This window comes from Ktedonospora formicarum, from assembly GCF_016587355.1.
Taxonomy (GTDB): Bacteria; Chloroflexota; Ktedonobacteria; order Ktedonobacterales; family Ktedonobacteraceae; genus Ktedonobacter; species Ktedonobacter formicarum.
The window spans coordinates 912,355-929,239 of the sequence record NZ_BNJF01000004.1 but is presented as its reverse complement, the minus strand read 5'-3'; the positions used below and the strand labels follow the sequence as shown (position 1 = coordinate 929,239).

Below are 16,885 nucleotides of genomic sequence, written 5' to 3'. Positions count from 1 at the left end.
GCTTCTCTTGGTAACCATGAAGAGAGAGTCTATGCACACATCCGGTACGCTACTATCAACCCATGCTTTGCGCCGCTTTCGTCATCTTTGGAAGCAGTATCTTGCAACCCAATGGCGCCTTTCCAGCTTGCTTGCACTGTTTTTACTTGCGACCATTGGGCTGCAACTGCTGACCCCCTACATGCTCGGGCTCTTCATTGATGCTGCGACAGGCGGGAAACCAACAGAGCAGCTCTTGGTGCTCGCGGTGATGTATCTCTGCCTTGCATTTCTCGCACGCGCTGTGCGAGTTGGCGAAACCTATACAGCGGAGCGACTCGCGTGGATCACGACAAACGCCCTCCGTCTTGATGTCGCACGCCATTGCCTCCGGTTGGATCTGAGCTTTCATCATCAGCACCCTCCAGGTGAATTACTTGAGCGTGTTGATGGTGATGTCAGTATGCTCAACAATCTCCTGTCGCGTTTTGTGCTTGTGCTCATCAACAGCACCCTTTTGACGGTGGGAATGTTGATTGTTTTATTGCTCATTGATCTGCGCATTGGTCTGACCCTGCTGGGGTACACGGCGCTGTATCTGCTCATCAATATCTACATATCGCGCTTCCCTCCACCCTATTTTGTACAGGCGCGCCACACCGAAGCAGAACTGTATGGTTTTCTCGAAGAGCGGCTCAGCGGAAGAGAGGATATTCGCGCGAATGGAGCTGTACACTATGTCACCCAGCGCCTTACGGTTTTTCTCCGCCAACGGTTTCGCCTCCAGAGGCGAGCAGAACTGGTCAGCCAGGCCGTGAGAGGCGTGCGCATGCTCATGTATATTCTCGGGACGCTCATCGCGCTTGGCCTCGATGGCTATCTCTACCTCAATGGGGCGATAACGCTTGGGATAGTGTACCTCATTTTTGCCTACACGATGCAACTCTGGGACCCACTGCGCGAGATGACCAACCAGCTTGGCGACTTCCAACGAGCGGTGGCAGGCCTCTCTCGTTTGGATGAGCTTCTGCAAACGAACACCCGTCTTGCTGATGGCGAGCTAGAACACATCTCAGCGGGGCCACTGACCGTGTCCTTTGAGGATGTCTCCTTTGGCTATCAAGCAGGAGAGCCTGTGCTTCGTGATCTTTCCTTTCGCCTACCGTCGGGCAAGGTACTCGGTATCCTCGGTCGCACCGGGAGCGGGAAGACAACCATAACGAGTTTACTCTTACGCTTTTATGATCCCGATAAAGGATGCATCCGGATAAATGGCGTGGATCTCAAGACGATCAAAGTCGATGTGTTACGCTCGCGCGTGGCCATGGTGACCCAGGATGTGCAGATCTTTCATGCCAGTGTACGCGACAATCTCACGTTTTTCGACCAGACAATCTCTGATCACGCGCTGAAGCAGGCCCTTGAAACGCTCGGTTTGTGGGACTGGGCTGAACAATTACCGCAGGGGTTAGACACAATGTTACGCTCTGGGGGCGGCAATCTTTCCGCTGGACAGGCTCAACTAATCGCGCTGACACGGGTGTTTCTGGCCCATCCAGATCTGGTGATTTTGGATGAAGCCTCTGCTCGTCTCGATCCAGTCACTGAGGCGCTCCTCGACCGTGCGATGAGCGGCCTCTTCCATGGTCGCACGGGCATCATCATCGCGCATCGGCGAACGGCTCTGAAGCACGTCGATGACGTGATGCTCATTGCACACGGACAGAAGGCTCACTATAGCCCACGTGAACACTTCGTCCTGGATGCAGAATAACACGTTTCCTGACAATTTCCAGGGGAGGAGAAGCGAGGAGACAACATGAAACTGTGGCAACTTGCCTGGCACCTGTATCGTTTTCAAACGGGGATGTATCTTTGCTTGCTCCTTATCGTGGTGGGGGGCTGGGTGCTCTATATCCCCTTGGGAGTCCTCCCGAGCCTCTTTTTCGATGCCCTGTCAGCTCACTCGCCACAAGCGATGGAGGTGTGGGGTATCCTGACGTTATTGTTTACGGCTGAGTTCATACGGGCCATCGACATTCTCGGGTGGGAATTACTTCTCACCGTGACCCACTCCATTACCAGTTCACTTCTGCAACACAATCTCTTCCAACGCCTGCTTGCCTTCCCAGGTGGACAGGTACTACCGTTCTCAACGGGAGAGATACTCAATCGCTTCCGTGACGATGTCAACGTGCTCTGCCAACTCCTCGCGTCGTGGTTCAACCTCGTTGGAGCAGGCGTCTTTGCGCTCGTTGCGCTGGTGATGATGGCGAGGATTTCACTGTTGCTGACCATCCTTGTGTTCCTGCCTCTGACAATCATCATCACCGTAGCGAAATGGGTACGGCCGCGCATCGAGCAGTATCGCCACAAGAGTCGGCAGGCAACCGGCGAGGTCAGTGGTGCGCTTGGCGAGATGTTCAATGCGGTTCTGGCCATCAAGGTCGCACGCGCAGAAGAACGAGTGATTGAGCATGTGGCAGCGTTAAGTCGTAAACGCCAGCGCACGTCACTCCAAGATCTGCTGTTCACGTCGACCGTCGACGCGATCTTCGGAGGAACACATGAACTCGGGATAGGTTTGATACTGCTGTTTGGCGCCAGCGCACTTCACCAGGGAACATTGACCATCGGTGAATTTGTGTTGTTTGTCTTCTATCTGGAATGGGTTCCAGGGATTCTTGCCTCGATCAGTCAGGTACTGCCAGCATATCGGCAGGCGTGTGTCTCGCTTGAACGTCTGGTGGCCCTACTGCAAGGCGCACCACCAACCACCCTTGCAGCGCATCATCCAGATCTGCTCAAGGATGCTCCAGCACAGGGAAGAGAAAAAACACCGCAGCGCGATCCAACAGAAAAACTCGCCTGGATAGCTGTCAACAATCTCACGTATCACCATCCAGGCACGGTACATGGAATTGAGCAAGCGACATTTTCCCTGCCGCAAGGCTCGTTTACCGTTGTGACGGGTCGTATGGGTGCGGGCAAGACGACATTGTTACGAACATTGCTTGGGTTACTCCCGAAAGAGGCGGGGGAGGTTAGCTGGAATGAGAAGAGAGTAGAAGATGCGGCGTCGCATTTCGTTCCACCATATAGCGCCTACACCCCACAGGTACCCAGGCTCTTTAGCGACACGCTGCGCGACAATGTGTTGCTTGGTCTTGCCACAAAAGATGCAGACCTGGCAGAGGCTCTCTCAGCCGCCGTGATGGAACAGGATCTTCAAACCCTACCAGAGGGAGTAGGGACACAGATTGGTCCGCGTGGAGTTCGGCTTTCGGGCGGACAGGTCCAGCGTACAGCCGCTGCTCGTATGTTCATACGCGACCCAGACATCTTCATCATTGATGATCTTTCAAGCGCGCTGGATGTGGAAACAGAGCGTCTCTTGTGGGAACGGCTTTTTGCTCGTACAAACAGCACCTTTCTTGTGGTCTCACATCGTCATGCGGCATTGCGCAGGGCGGATCATATCCTCCTCTTAAAGGACGGCAAGATTGAGGCACAAGGGACATTGCAAGACCTGCTTGTGGAGAGTGAAGAAATGCGTTGGCTCTGGTCTGGGGAACACCCGCATAAGGAAACACGAGAGACATCACCCTCAGAGATTGAATAGAGTATTGCTTGTTGTCAGGAGAAGCACATGGCAGAGACCCCTTCCTTGAATGAATGGCTTCACACAAGGCACAACCAGTGGACAACCCCGACCAGTTTGATCCAGGACTTCGTCCGTCGGGCGACGGGAAGTACGATGGCGCACGCAAGCCGGGTGGTGCTTGGGCAGGATAATGAAGTCTATGCGGTAACCACGACCGACCATCACCACGTAATCGTGAGAATTTCACGCAAAACGAATCATCGTTTCGAGGCTGAACGCTGGGCGCTAGATGCCGCACGTCGAGCTGGTGTTCCAACGCCCTATGTGTTGCTCATCGAGCAGGCGACGTATGATGAGACAACCGTCATGTTTTGTATCGAAGAAAGAGTCCCAGGCACACCGCTTGATGTCCTGCTCAAAGCAGCGAGAACACCCAACGTGGACAAAGCCATTCATCAGATTGGAGAGATCCTCGGCAGAGTGCATAGCGTCAGCATCGAGGGTTTCGGCTATCTTCAGCCTGATGCAAAGGGCCAACAAACCTCTTTTACTGACATCATGCTGATGGCGAATGAACGAGAGACTGAACTGTCTACAGCTGCAGCGCACTGGCATATCCCGACACAGAAGATTACGACGTCTCTGAAACTGTTAGATACGCATCGCGAATTGTACACGTTTTCGATGCCGGTCCTTGTCCATGGTGACTTTGGGCCGCAACATATTTTTGTCGAAGACGATCACATCAGCGGTCTTATCGACATGCAGGATTGTTCCGGCAACCACCCGGTCATCGATTTCGTCAACTGGGATGCCTATTATCGTGAACGTGTCCCAACGAGCACGCTGATGGCCTCCTACGGGAACCAGGAGATCTTTACAGACAACTATGAGGCCCTTTTTCACCTTGTCTTGCTGCGAGAAGCACTCATCATGCTCATGGTGAATGCTGCGCATCAGAATCCACATGGCATACAAGGCTTTCTTGCCGCAATGGAGCGTGCTTTGAAGTATTTCGCCACTGCTCGCTAACACAACAAGGGCGAATGTTCAGGCATATGGCGGAGAGGTGGCACTGAAATTGAGGTGGATCATCTCCTGAGCAAGCGACTCTCCAGTATGCCCCCTCGGCTGAAGAGAAGCATACTGGAGAGTCGCTTATTTACCAGTTTCTTTGAGGAGAGTTCTTGCTTCAATCTCACCCTCGTCATAGTAGTTCTATCAGTCAAATACAGTTACTGCTAGCAGTAACTGTATTTGACTGATAGACTAGCGCCTCTTCTCTATGGTACGATGCTTTGGGACCCAACTATGATGTGCCTTACCTGTGAAAAGAAAAGAAAGGTCAGGAAATGACAGCAGATCCTTCTCTTCTGAGCCCCCGCCTTGCTCAATTACAACAAGAACTTGAAGAGGGGAGCTCGTATGCTCTCCAGAGCTTCTGGGAAGAAGTGACAAAGCAAGGAACTCCGCTCATCGAGCCGCTTCCCAATGACTCCCTCCATTCACTCGTGACATTCCTCTGGAAAGATGCCGGTAACACACAGAATGTTGTGCTCATTGGTGGGCCAACACGTTGGGGTGAGTTCACCCACAACCAACTGCAACATGTTCCGCATACGGATCTCTGGTTCAAAACCTATCGCCTACGCTCTGATATGTGTACAACCTATCGGCTCTCACCCAATGATGCCCTGACTGGTTTAAAGGAAACCAAAGATTGGAAGGCTCGGACCGCAACCTTTCAACTCGACCCTCTCAATCCGCAGATCTTCGTCTATCCCAAAGATGAGGACATAGCTGATGATGAGGAGTATCAAGCGTCTATCCTCACTTTACCCCAGGCTCCTCGGCACTACTGGAGACAGAGACGACATGGAATCGCCAAGGGAACAGTGGAAATGCATCGTTTTCGTAGTGCTCTTCTCGCCAATGAACGGCGGATATGGGTCTATACTCCCCCAGGATATACCGCATCCAGCACACCATATGGTGTACTTCTCCTGCTGGACGGCTTCTGCTATCTTCATGTGATTCCAACCCCAACGATCCTTGACAATCTTCTGAGTGAGAAGCAGATTCCTCCCCTCATCACCGTCTTCATTGATTCATTGGATGCGCAGACACGCTTACACGAAATGCGGTGTAACCCAACATTCGTCCACTTTTTGCGACAAGAACTTCTTCCCTGGCTCCGAGAGCGCTATCATGTCACCTCTGATTCTGCTCGTACCACTATCGGAGGCGTCAGTGCTGGTGGGCTCGCTGCTGCATTCGTTGCTTTCCAAGCAGCAGACCTGTTTGGCAATATCCTCTCTCAATCAGGCTCCTTCTGGTGGGGACCGGAGAAAGAAGAGGAATGGTTGACAACACAGTATGCAGCAAGTGAGAAGCGGCCTCTTCGCTTTGCTCTGGAGGTTGGTCTGTTAGAACGAGCCACCACCGTTGATCAAGTCGTTGTCAACCGACGACTTAGAGACGTTCTACGTACGAAAGGATATGATGTGCATTATGCCGAATACAACGGGGGGCATGATTATCTCACGTGGCGCGAGTCAATGGCAGATAGATTACTCGCTCTCATGGGAAAGAGCCTATCAGGCAAATGAAAGCAAAACGCACGAAGCAATTTGGACAAGAGTTTTTTGATGAATAGCTCCCCCACACGTACCTACTATTGGCCAACGTACACGTGGCGCGCGGCCTCACCTTCCGATATAGGCACTGAGGCCACGTACTTGGCCTGACACGATCAGTATGCTCGCGGCATTGCTGACCTGTGTAGCATCCTGATAGCTCGCTCAGGCTATCTCCTCTTTTGGGCGAGAAATATTTTGCAAAGATATTTATTCAAGTTCATGTATATGTAAATGCGGATAGCGTTTGAGATACTTGAGGATATGAGGCCTATATTCCGTACCGTAGAATGGTGTCCTTGTCAGGATATACTCATCAAGTTCTTGCAATGACATGGTTAAAGAGGGCAATTCTTGTACAAGTTGTCTTGTTAATTTTGCATAATCAGGTTCAGGGGGCAAAAGTGGGGCTACATAAGAGCTGGTGCCATAATAGGTATTGCCATAATAAGGGTCTAATGTCCAAAGTATTCGTTTCATCTGAATGAAATGTTCCCTGTTTGCTGTGCCAAAGATAAGAAAATAATCGGTTGCCTTCCGCTTATTCTTGAGACAGAAAGCGCATGTGTATGTCATCTTCGCGGCAATTTGTAATTGTGTCTGGTAGAGTTGGCAAAGCCGATAAGCACGGTTTTTGGCAGAACTGATGTCTCGCCAATGTTCGGTGCCAAAGAGTGCATCAAAGTGTTGCTGTATGTTTTTTTGGGGGTGAGAAAGGAAACGGTTTATTTCTTCACCCATAAACGTAAAGAGGATCTCAGTGTGAGGATATTGTAAAATGCGCGCGATAACGCTCATGGGAGTATCGGAGAATCCAAATGGATCGATAAATGCGAATGTTGGGGGAGGGGTGGAACCTTTTTGTTCTACTTGGTGTAATTGTCGGTTCATTATAGTTGTGAAGTCACCGTGTATGACCCGAAAGTTTAGCTTCTGAGTCATAGCATATTGAGCCTGCCTGTTCTCTAGGAGTGTATTCAGGTGAAAGGTGCGTCTTGGATCAATATCAATAGCAAGCAAATGAGCGCGACCAGCTTGCTGAACTTGTGAAAGAGACTTGATATATGTTTCAAGTGTAATGAGTGGAGAACCCGGAGCCCCTCCAATATATTCGCCGGGGCCTGCAAAGCCCTCAAGAACACGAATATGCTCATGCTCTTGCAGGGCTTTAGGCAACCAATATTCCAGATATAACCGTAGGATAACATGCTTTGTATGTGTGACTGGTGTCGTTTTCCATATAGTTGTCCTTGGAGCATGCATTAGTAAGAATCTCCTCTACTCTCAAGCGACGATCTATGAGAAAGCTAGGAGAGGAAGCGAATACGAAGGTTGTGGTCTTTATAATGACCTCTTTTCCGTTTGGGATCTTGAGCGAAAACCTGAATTTTGGGAGGTGAGGCACATTCGAGAACCCTAAGCCCTTCTTGCTTGTAGACGCAATAAGGTGTTTCGGCCAAAACATACTCTTCAATGGCATCAAGGGAGACAGTTTGCCCCCGAAACCGTTGAATAAGTCTCTGACGAAGATCTTCATAATTAGGTTCTTGAAGTAGCAGTGGTTGAAATGGATTAGTGAAATCAGAAAATTCGAATGCTCCCGTTGCATCTACTTTCCACATGGACCTCTTCATTTCCGTTAAGCCTTTTATGCTTGATGTGCCGAAAAAGAGAAAATAGTCAGTGGCATTATGCTTGTTGCGCATGCGAAAAGATCGAACATATTTAACGCCTGCTACTGTGAGGAGCTGGTTCCGATAGAGGTCGTGTAGCTGTTGCATTCGTTCGTATGGATCCATTGTCGAAGTAGAGGAAGATATGGGTCTCCATGCGGAAGTCCCAAACAGTTTGTCGTAGTGTTGTTCTTTTGTTTGATAGTCCACATTAAGGAAGCGATTTATTTCTTCTGTCATGACTGTTACTAGCACTTCGCTTCGAGGAAACGATAAGAGATCCTTGAGTAGATGCATAGGAGTATGTGAGTAACCGAATGGATCTACGAAGAAAAAAGAGGCTGTATAAGGATTCTTTTCTCTAGGGATTGTAGCCAGGAGTTGTTGCATCATATCTACAAAGCGGCCATTTTTTACCTCATAGGTGATATTTGGGGGAAAAGGTATTTCCTGTTTGAGAGCCGCAATACGCTGCTGGAGATGTTGGTAGCGAGAATGCTTCTCTTCAATAAAGAGAAATTTCAATGATCCTTCAAAACGATTTTGGGAGGGATGTTCAAGGAAGGCACGTAACATGATAAGTGGTGAACCTTCTTTGTTCCCAACATATTCACCAGGCCCAGCAAATCCATCGACAAGCAAAACCTTATTATCTCTTTTGGACGCGAGAATTGGTATCCAGGCATTGAGATACTTGCGTAATATAACGTGCTTGGCTTGTGTATGACCGTCCATCTCCCAGGTAACAGTTGTAGGTGCTGCCACGATATGTCCTTTCTGTGGCAAAAGAATGAAGATCCATTTCTACGAGCCTAACAACTTGAGAAAAAGGTCAAAGGGACTCCTTGAATATTTGTGGTTACAAAAAAGCAAGCACAAGCCTTTTACAAAACGTATAGCTTGTATTCTTTAGAATACTACATTATTTTGCTTTTTTCAATATAGTAATGTTTTAAGGTTAAGAGTAGTTTTTGCATTTAGTGTGGCAAAATGGGCAAATCCTTCCTCCGAATAACTTCACGATCACGATAGCTAATATGGCATGCACAAGGCATGCTTGTAATATCACCCGCACGCAAAAAAGTTTGTGCCTCCAGGGGATCAGCTTTACAAGGTGTGGTCTTCACTTGGGGAAGGCCGTAATGGTCCAGCATAGTTTTAATCCAATGATAGAGCCTTTTTTGGCGATGGGCCGATGGGCGGTATTTATGAGCTTTAACCGCTGGCTCCATCTCTGCCAAAAGAGAAGAGACAATCTCTTCGGGGAATGAAGATCGCAGAATTGTTGGCATTTGTGGTGAAAAGCGCAACAAATCAATGGTAATTCTTTTGAGACGAGAGCCAAGAATATCACGAATCATTTCAAAAAGTTGGTGGTACTGGTGTTTATACCCATCAATAGGAATGATTGGCCCTAAACGAATAGTATGGTCCATTAAACCATGATCAATAGCCCATGCCAGCCCTTTGAGACGTTCTTCAGGATGAGCTCCTCCAGGCTCGAACACGGATGAGATCGCAGGTGCATTCAAGCTGATAGCAAAGAGGGCAAGCCGTTGCTGTAGTTGCAAATAGGGCTCATAGACTCCCTTAGTGAGGAAGAAAGAAACGATACCGCGCTCAGTTGAAAGATCTAGAATCGTTTGAACGAGTGAGCCATGTCCCGTTTCATCGACAAACCAAGGGTCCTCTTCAACAGGCCCTCCAAGCTCTGCCCAGTTTACTACACTACCACGAGGAAGAGTGTCTAACTCAGGAATCACGTCTTCCAGATTTAAAAGCATATTTTTAATGCCCATGCCTTGTAAACCACGTAAATAACAGAAGCTACATTCAGCGGGACACACGCCTTGCGCGTAATTTCCGCGAAGAAAGCCTCGAATGGGAGTAGCATTCTTTTCTTCCTCCTTTGAACGTGTTCCTGCAATCCACATCTTTTTGTCTCGTTGGTAAGCAATAATAGGCGTCCAGGTTCCGCAGGTTGTTCCTGCTCCTCCAACAAAGGGCTTGATGAATTCAGCCTTACCAGCGCCTCCACGTTTGCCTAAAAGAAGGATACGCGTTTTTCGTTCGGCTTCTAGCATCTCTGGCCAATAGTGCCTATGCAGTGTAAGAGCATGGGATGCCGTTTCGTTGCGACTCTTCTCTTCCAGAATATTAATTGAACTTGCTAGAGAGCTAAACTGTTGAGTGACTTCCAGGGCTTGTTGTTGTTCGTCCTCATTATGAGTAGCAATAAGAACTCGAGGTAGATTATGGGGGGCAATACGCTTTCGATTCAAGAGTAGACGCCTAGCACGTTCTCCTGCTAGACCTGAAGATACAGCCGCGTCTAAGGCAATAACATCAATGCGAGCTAGCCTCTCAAGCATGATAGATTGTGAAAAAGAAGATCCAGAAGCCATTAATGTCTGGTTGGGCGTCTGTGATCGCACAGACATAGCACCCTCCTTTTAGTTATTTCCACAGGATTGTGTATTATCAAGAACTTCAAATGTTCTAATTAAAGGATTATACCAGAACACACTTTATAAAGCGAGAGAAAAAGCATAAAAACTTAAGATGCATAGATAGGAGTACAAAAGGGCCTTATGCCTGCTTGTAAAAATGATTTGCAGGAAACAATCCTTCGCCACAATATGATGTTATAGCAATTTTGACAAACGCAATCGTGAGAATAGCTAATTCTAGCTGCTAATAGCTAATACCTAATTTCGAGATGTAAAACCTCTCCCTAATCTTTATTGAGATTAGATAAACAAGAAAACCCTTAATTACCTATTTATACCATTCAGATCTGTAATTCCGGGGCAGTCATCGTGCTCCTCGGCTAGTTTGAGCGGTCTTTGCATGACATCACTGTTGACACCAAATGAGGCGATATTGGATGAATTTCTGAGGACTACCTGGACAATACGAACAGGGATGCGTGAGCACGAAAAGCTGTTCACGCGTCCCTGAAATCCCTATTGAATATTCATTCAAAATATGTTATGTTTCTAGAAAGGTGATATCTAGCAGCTTGCTACAACAATGGTACTTCATGTGAATCGTATTGATGAAGAACAGGAGTATGCATGGGGGCAAAGGCTATTCGCGACACACGTCGCGGAGAGATTATCGCGGCAGCGCAGGACCTTTTTAGCCGCAAGGGCTACCATGGGACCTCTATGCCAGAGATTGCGCAGGCGGCAGGTATTAGCACCGGCTTAATCTACTATATTTTCCCCAGCAAAGAAGATATCCTGGTCGCCCTTTGTGAAGAGGGCGCGGCCCTTCACAATAACTTGTTTAAGCGTGCTAGCGCAATCGTCAATCCACTTGAACGTTTCGATTTCATTGTGCGCAAACTCTATACCGGATTAGACAAGGGATCGAAGCATCTAATCATCATGTATCGCGACACCTCCACACTCAAGCGTGAGAAACGCCAGCGCATTCTTCCCATTATCACACAATTGGATCAGCTTTTCCTGGAACTCATTCAAGAGGGGCAGGAGAAAGGCGTCTTCTCACAAGATATCCCTCATCCCCACGTCTTAGCGGCCAACGTTGTCAGTCTTGGGCATCAATGGGCGCTACAAAAGACCTGGCGTTTCGCACCCACCGTCGATCTGGAAACCTATATTACTGCGCAACTGAACTATTTTCATACCCTTTTGCTCAATACATCATATTCGGCCAGTGGAGACCACCCAAACGAAGCACCTTCCATGGATCAACTTCCAGGCTCATAGAATATCTGGCGTTTACAGAAGAATTACTCGATGATGCTTTTAAGGCGTCATGTTATAAAAAAAGACATTAGCTCATGCGCATGTCAGCAGTTCTTGTTGTTTCCTCAGAGGATGACAATGATCTGTCTTTCTCTTACACGCAAGATGGTATCGTGACCAACAGTGCAAAGGAGCAAGATCATGGATTTTAGCCTGACTGATGAACAGAAAATGGTGCAACAAACCGTGCGCGACTTTGTGAGTCGAGAACTCATTCCCCTGGAAGGAGACGTTCTTCGCAATGAGCGTGAGGGGCATCCGGGTCTCGACCGGGAGAAGATACGCGAATTGCAGCAGAAGGCCAAAGATATCGGCTTCTGGGGCATCAACACACCGGAGGAGTATGGTGGGGCTAATCTTGGCCCGATCATGACCGCGATCATTACGATGGAGCTCGCGCGCACGTTCGTACCATTTGGCTTTGGTGGGACGGCGGATAACATTCTCTACTACTGCAACGAGGAACAGAAACAGCGCTATCTCATTCCAACGATTAACGGAGAACTGCGCTCCTGCTTTGCCCTGACCGAGCCCGGCGCGGGTTCTGACGCTGCCAATATTAAAATGCGCGCTGAGAAGGATGGCGATCACTGGATACTCAACGGAGAGAAGATATTTATTACCAACGGCAACGAAGCTGACTTCGCGATGGTCTTCGCCGTGACTGATCCTGAAAAGGGGGGCATGGTGGCGTCACCTGCTTCCTGGTTGACCGAGAGATGGGCTGGACCTCCAGCTATATCCACACCATGGGCGATTGGGGGCCGGCTTCCCTCTATTTCGAGAATGTGCGCGTTCCTGCAAAGAACATCCTGGGCGAATTAAACAAGGGCTTCAATCTGGGTATGCAATGGATTGGCGCGGGGCGTTGGCGTATTCCCGCTGGCGCGATTGGGACCGCTGAGCGCGCCCTGCAAATGGCGATAGATTATGCCAAGCAGCGCATCTCAATGGGCAAGCCAATCGCCGAATACCAGGCCATTCAGTGGATGATCGCGGACTCGCATGTGGAGATTGAGGCTACGCGCTGGCTCGTGCTTCATGCGGCGTGGCTAGCTGAGAACGGCAAGGACACTCGCCATGCTTCCTCAATCGCCAAGCTGCATGGCGCAACCATGGCGAACCATGTCATCGATCGTGTGTTGCAAATTCATGGTGGTATGGGGTATACCAAAGAATTACCGATTGAGCGCTGGTATCGCCTCGTCCGCCTGTATCGCATCTTTGAAGGAACGGACGAGATTCAACGCTATATCATCTCGCGTAACCTGCTCAAAGGCCATGTAAAGCTGGGGGAGGCGCTCTAATGACGCGTCCCAGGGTAGCAATAGTGGGTGTGGCCGAGTCCGATCTCGGTCGCACTCCCGATAAAACCGTCTTGCAACTCCAGGCTCAGGCGGCGAGAGCAGCCCTTGATGATGCTGGCTTCAGCTTCGCAGACGTGGACGCGCTTTTCTGTGCTGGAGGTTGGGCCTGGGCACCGAATCTAATGCTGGCGGAGTATCTGGGCATCAGGCCGAAGTATACCGATTCGACAAACATTGGTGGTTCTTCCTTCGAGGCCCATCTAGGGCATGCTGTCGCAGGCATTAAGACTGGTCTGTTTGAAGTCGCGCTGATTACCTACGGCAGCACGCAACGCTCCGAACGTAGCCGTGGGCGTGGTGGCTATACCTTTAAACTCACCGAGCAGTATGAGCCGCCCTTTGGTCTCCCAACTCCAGTGGGAGCGTATGCCCTTGCCGCGACGCGTCACATGTATGAGTATGGCACAACAAACGAGCAACTGGCGGAGATTGCGGTAGCGACGCGCAAATGGGCGGTGATGAACGAGAAAGCCATGATGCGCGACCCAATTACGATTGAGGATGTGCTGAACTCGCGTTGGGTCGCCGAACCACTGCACCTGTTGGACTGCTGCCTCGTCACCGATGGTGGAGGCGCGGTCGTCGTGACAAGCGCCGGGCGAGCCAGAAATGCCCGCAAAGCACCTGCCTGGGTGCTTGGGCATGGCGAGGCACATACCCATAACACCATCGCTAATATGCCCGATCTTGCCACCCATCAGGCCGCTATTGCCTCTGGGCGGGAGGCTTTCGCCATGGCTGGTCTGACCCCGACTGATATTGACGTCGCCGAAATCTACGATTCGTTCACGATTACCGTCGTGATGACGCTGGAAGCATTGGGTTTCTGTGGGCGTGGTGAGGGTGGCGCTTTCGTGAGTGGACAGCGTACGGCTCCAGGCGGGGCATTCCCCATGAACACCAATGGCGGGGGACTCTCCTACTGCCATCCTGGAATGTATGGTATCTTCTTGCTCATCGAGGCTACGCGGCAATTGCGCGGAGAGTGCGGCCCACGCCAGGTTGAAGGCGTGCGTATCGCCCTTGCGCATGGAACTGGTGGTGTGTTCTCATCGGCGGGCACAGTTATTCTTGGAAAGGATTGAAGCGCGATGCCACGACAATTACCAGCCTCAATGCTTCAACAAGATAGCGACTCGCGTCCTTACTGGGAAGGACTGGCGCAAGGTGAATTGCGTATCCAGCGTTGCTCCTCCTGCTCGAAGGCTGTTTTCTATCCACGCTCGATCTGTCCACATTGTTTTTCAGATCAACTGACATGGATGGTGGCGAGCGGCAAGGGCACGATCTACACATACACAGTCGCACACCAGGCATTCGGAGCATTCGCCGAAGATGTGCCTTTTGTGATTGCCCTTGTGGAGCTAGAGGAAGGCGTACGTATGATGACTCGCATCATCGGCGCCGACCGCGACACGCTCGCGGTCGGTAAGGGGGTACATGTCACCTTCGAGAGCGTGGGCGAAGACATGACGCTTCCGTATTTTAGCCTGATCGAAGAAACGCGCTCGTGAATATCGCGCTTCCCTATGAAGGTTTCACAACAAAGCTTTATAGGTAGATGATCGTGTGAGTACCATATCGTAGGGGGAATGGTACTATCTCATATGCAAAGTGGCATATATTGTAAGAGCATCGTAGGTGAACGCGCAGTGAATGAATAACTGTCGCGTGCAGAGTATATACGAGGTGCTACAGGATGATGACGTCCCGGCATGTATCAGCGGAGCTGCTTCATCGCTTGTTTCGTCCGCGAAGCATCGCTCTGGTAGGGGCAACCGACAACTCACGCTGGTCAATCTTCACCTTTGAGAATCTGAAAACCTATGGCTTCTCCGGCCCAATCTATCTGGTGAATCCCAACCGGACCATTGTGCATGGAGAACAGGCATATAAAACACTGCATGCTCTCCCCGAACCAGTGGATCTCGCCTTCATCATGCTTCCAACGAAGTATGTTCTCTCAACCATCAAGGAAGCGGCGGAACTGGGCACAACGAACTTTGTCGTACTGACCTCTGGCTTCAGCGAAGTGGGGGAGAGGGTGTGAAGCTTGAGCGCGACCTACTGACCTTTGCGCAGGAGCACGGATTGACTATCCTTGGACCGAATGGGAATGGCTTCATTAATGTTACCGATCAGATCACGCCTTACGGGTTGCCTATTACGCCGCCTCTTAAAGCAGGCCCAGTTGGTGTGGTCCTGCAAAGTGGCGCGTTGGCGAGCGCCGTATTGGCCTATGCGCAGGGACACGGTATTGGATTGAGTCTGATGGTGGCGATGGGCAACGAGAGCATGATCTCTGTCACGGACGTGGTGGATTATCTGTTGGAGGATGCCTCTACGCGCTCTATCGCGCTCTTTCTGGAGAGTATTCGTCATCCCGACGAGTTGCGCCGGGTGGCGGAGAAGGCTCGTGCGCTACGCAAGACTATTGTGGCGCTGAAGATTGGGCGCAGCGAGGCGAGTTCGCGTACCGCGATGGCCCACACTGGCGCCCTTGTTGGCAATGATGCCGTGAACGATGCCGCCTTGCGCCAGCTTGGGATTATCCGGGTCTCCTCGTTAGAAGACCTGTTGACGACAGCCGGACTCGCTGGATATAACGCTCCTTTGCCCGGGCGCAGAATGGGAGTGGTCACACCATCAGGTGGCGCGTGTGATATCATTTCGGATCTGGCTGAAGAGGTAGGACTTGCACTGCCAGAGTTCACGCCGGAGACGATAGAGGGCCTGCGAGCGGTTTTGCCGTCATTCTCAACCTGCCATAATCCGCTGGACGTGACAGGATACGTCGTTGTGGACTCAACCATTCAACAGCGCTCTCTGCAAGTTGTGGTCAATGATCCGAACATCGACTTTGTGCTGAACCTTGTCTCGACGGAAGGGGGGAAAGCCCCAACGCCAGAGTCACTCGCGCAAGTGCTTCCAGGCTACGATAACCTCAGCCGTATTATCCGTGAATCCCCCGCCCGGTTGTGCTTACCACCAACACCTGCCTGGATCTCTCACCCACGGCGCGCATCATCATAGAGCGAACGGGAATGCATTTCAGCGCAGGAATGGAGCATGGTATGCGTGCCGTGGGTCACTTCGCCTGGTGGTCCGAGTTTATCAACTCGGTTCCCAGCAAAGCGCAGGAGGAAACACCCCCACCGCTCTCACACGAACAACCGCAAACGGGAAGCTGGTCAGAGACGCAAGCACGGACACTTTTGCAAGAAGCGGGCATTCCCATAGTTCCAGCGCGACTCGCCACCACAGAGGACGAAGCGGTCACGTCCGCGCGAGAGATTGGGCTGCCCGTGGCCCTCAAGATCCAATCGCCGGCGTTGCCTCACAAGAGCGATGTGGGAGGCGTTGCGCTCAATCTCAATAGCGAAGCGGCGGTGCGTGAGGAATTCACGGCCATGTTGGCGCGTGTTCAAGCCATCCGGCCCGACGCCGAGATCGAGGGGATTCTCATCAGTCCCATGCGTTTAGGAGGAACGGAATTGTTGGTTGGGATTGTGCACGACGAGCTGTGGGGACCAGTGCTCACGCTCGGCCTCGGTGGTGTCTGGACTGAAGTGTTGAAAGACACGGCGGTACGCGTCTTGCCTGTTTCGCGTGAAGAGATCGAGAAAATGCTTGACGAGCTACGAGGTGCAGCCCTGCTCCATGGAGCGCGTGGACAAAAAGGCGTTGATATTGAGGCGCTCAGCGGGATCATATACCGCGTGAGCGGGCTCGCCCTTGCGCTTGGCCCGTTCCTGAATGCATTAGAGATCAACCCCTTGCTGGCCAATGGAGCGCACATTGAGGCACTTGATGTCCTGGTTAGTTGGCAAGAATAGAGAGGACAGGAGGA

General features: G+C 50.7%; 13 protein-coding genes and 1 pseudogene. 11 read left to right on the top strand and 3 right to left on the bottom strand.

All coding sequences use genetic code 11. The annotated features are described in order from the left end of the window. Positions 1 to 31 precede the first annotated feature (31 nt). From K3T82_RS35805 to fes, 4 genes are all read left to right on the top strand, one after another. Entirely contained in the window at positions 32 to 1,753 is a 1,722-nt protein-coding gene (locus K3T82_RS35805) for an ABC transporter ATP-binding protein (protein ID WP_220198261.1), read from the top strand. A gap of 45 nt (positions 1,754 to 1,798) precedes the next feature. Next, on the top strand, positions 1,799 to 3,601 hold the full coding sequence (locus K3T82_RS35800; RefSeq protein WP_220198260.1) for an ABC transporter ATP-binding protein: 1,803 nt from the start codon (positions 1,799 to 1,801) through the stop codon (positions 3,599 to 3,601). A gap of 27 nt (positions 3,602 to 3,628) precedes the next feature. Further along, positions 3,629 to 4,615, top strand: a complete 987-nt coding sequence (locus tag K3T82_RS35795; RefSeq protein ID WP_220198259.1) for a phosphotransferase family protein — start codon at positions 3,629 to 3,631, stop codon at positions 4,613 to 4,615. 320 nt (positions 4,616 to 4,935) lie between these two features. Beyond that, entirely contained in the window at positions 4,936 to 6,192 is a 1,257-nt protein-coding gene (gene fes, locus K3T82_RS35790) for an enterochelin esterase (RefSeq protein ID WP_220198258.1), read from the top strand. Positions 6,193 to 6,429: 237 nt separating this feature from the next. Here fes and tcmP read toward each other — a convergent pair whose 3' ends face one another. The 3 genes from tcmP to K3T82_RS35775 all read right to left on the bottom strand — a co-directional run bounded on the left by tcmP (position 6,430) and on the right by K3T82_RS35775 (position 10,297). Then, positions 6,430 to 7,482: a three-Cys-motif partner protein TcmP gene (tcmP, locus tag K3T82_RS35785; protein ID WP_220198257.1), complete on the bottom strand. Its 1,053-nt coding sequence runs from the start codon at positions 7,480 to 7,482 to the stop codon at positions 6,430 to 6,432. A gap of 44 nt (positions 7,483 to 7,526) precedes the next feature. Then, positions 7,527 to 8,657, bottom strand: coding sequence for a three-Cys-motif partner protein TcmP (locus K3T82_RS35780; RefSeq protein WP_220198256.1), 1,131 nt, complete (start codon positions 8,655 to 8,657; stop codon positions 7,527 to 7,529). 212 nt (positions 8,658 to 8,869) lie between these two features. Next, positions 8,870 to 10,297, bottom strand: a complete 1,428-nt coding sequence (locus tag K3T82_RS35775; RefSeq protein WP_220198255.1) for a radical SAM family protein — start codon at positions 10,295 to 10,297, stop codon at positions 8,870 to 8,872. Positions 10,298 to 10,969: 672 nt separating this feature from the next. Here K3T82_RS35775 and K3T82_RS35770 point away from each other — a divergent pair. The 7 genes and pseudogenes from K3T82_RS35770 (at position 10,970) to K3T82_RS35735 (ending at position 16,871) form a co-directional block, all read left to right on the top strand. Further along, entirely contained in the window at positions 10,970 to 11,629 is a 660-nt protein-coding gene (locus tag K3T82_RS35770) for a TetR/AcrR family transcriptional regulator (RefSeq protein ID WP_220198254.1), read from the top strand. 180 nt (positions 11,630 to 11,809) lie between these two features. After that, positions 11,810 to 12,975, top strand: a pseudogene (locus K3T82_RS50425) (acyl-CoA dehydrogenase family protein). After that, positions 12,975 to 14,120 (top strand): acetyl-CoA acetyltransferase, encoded by a 1,146-nt coding sequence (locus K3T82_RS35755; RefSeq protein WP_220198251.1) that lies wholly within the window; start codon positions 12,975 to 12,977, stop codon positions 14,118 to 14,120. The pseudogene K3T82_RS50425 and the gene K3T82_RS35755 overlap by 1 nt, the downstream one beginning before the upstream one ends. Positions 14,121 to 14,126: 6 nt before the next feature. Further along, positions 14,127 to 14,549 carry a Zn-ribbon domain-containing OB-fold protein gene (locus tag K3T82_RS35750; RefSeq protein WP_220198250.1) on the top strand — a complete coding sequence of 141 codons (423 nt, stop codon included), beginning with the start codon at positions 14,127 to 14,129 and terminating at the stop codon, positions 14,547 to 14,549. 185 nt (positions 14,550 to 14,734) lie between these two features. Further along, positions 14,735 to 15,085: a CoA-binding protein gene (locus K3T82_RS35745; protein WP_220198249.1), complete on the top strand. Its 351-nt coding sequence runs from the start codon at positions 14,735 to 14,737 to the stop codon at positions 15,083 to 15,085. Then, positions 15,082 to 16,068, top strand: a complete 987-nt coding sequence (locus tag K3T82_RS35740; RefSeq protein ID WP_220198248.1) for a hypothetical protein — start codon at positions 15,082 to 15,084, stop codon at positions 16,066 to 16,068. The genes K3T82_RS35745 and K3T82_RS35740 overlap by 4 nt, the downstream gene beginning before the upstream one ends. A 41-nt stretch (positions 16,069 to 16,109) precedes the next feature. Next, positions 16,110 to 16,871: an acetate--CoA ligase family protein gene (locus tag K3T82_RS35735; protein ID WP_220198247.1), complete on the top strand. Its 762-nt coding sequence runs from the start codon at positions 16,110 to 16,112 to the stop codon at positions 16,869 to 16,871. The last annotated feature ends 14 nt before the right edge of the window (positions 16,872 to 16,885 follow it).

What these genes read in the sequence shown, in the direction of transcription:
- K3T82_RS35795 (WP_220198259.1), top strand. Translation starts at nt 3,629, where the DNA reads ATGGCAGAGACCCCTTCCTTGAATGAATGGCTTCACACAAGGCACAAC.
- K3T82_RS35755 (WP_220198251.1), top strand. Translation starts at nt 12,975, where the DNA reads ATGACGCGTCCCAGGGTAGCAATAGTGGGTGTGGCCGAGTCCGATCTC.
- fes (WP_220198258.1), top strand. Translation starts at nt 4,936, where the DNA reads ATGACAGCAGATCCTTCTCTTCTGAGCCCCCGCCTTGCTCAATTACAA.
- K3T82_RS35735 (WP_220198247.1), top strand. Translation starts at nt 16,110, where the DNA reads ATGCGTGCCGTGGGTCACTTCGCCTGGTGGTCCGAGTTTATCAACTCG.
- K3T82_RS35775 (WP_220198255.1), bottom strand. Translation starts at nt 10,297, where the DNA reads ATGGCTTCTGGATCTTCTTTTTCACAATCTATCATGCTTGAGAGGCTA.
- K3T82_RS35750 (WP_220198250.1), top strand. Translation starts at nt 14,127, where the DNA reads ATGCCACGACAATTACCAGCCTCAATGCTTCAACAAGATAGCGACTCG.
- K3T82_RS35745 (WP_220198249.1), top strand. Translation starts at nt 14,735, where the DNA reads ATGATGACGTCCCGGCATGTATCAGCGGAGCTGCTTCATCGCTTGTTT.
- tcmP (WP_220198257.1), bottom strand. Translation starts at nt 7,482, where the DNA reads ATGCATGCTCCAAGGACAACTATATGGAAAACGACACCAGTCACACAT.
- K3T82_RS35800 (WP_220198260.1), top strand. Translation starts at nt 1,799, where the DNA reads ATGAAACTGTGGCAACTTGCCTGGCACCTGTATCGTTTTCAAACGGGG.
- K3T82_RS35770 (WP_220198254.1), top strand. Translation starts at nt 10,970, where the DNA reads ATGGGGGCAAAGGCTATTCGCGACACACGTCGCGGAGAGATTATCGCG.
- K3T82_RS35805 (WP_220198261.1), top strand. Translation starts at nt 32, where the DNA reads ATGCACACATCCGGTACGCTACTATCAACCCATGCTTTGCGCCGCTTT.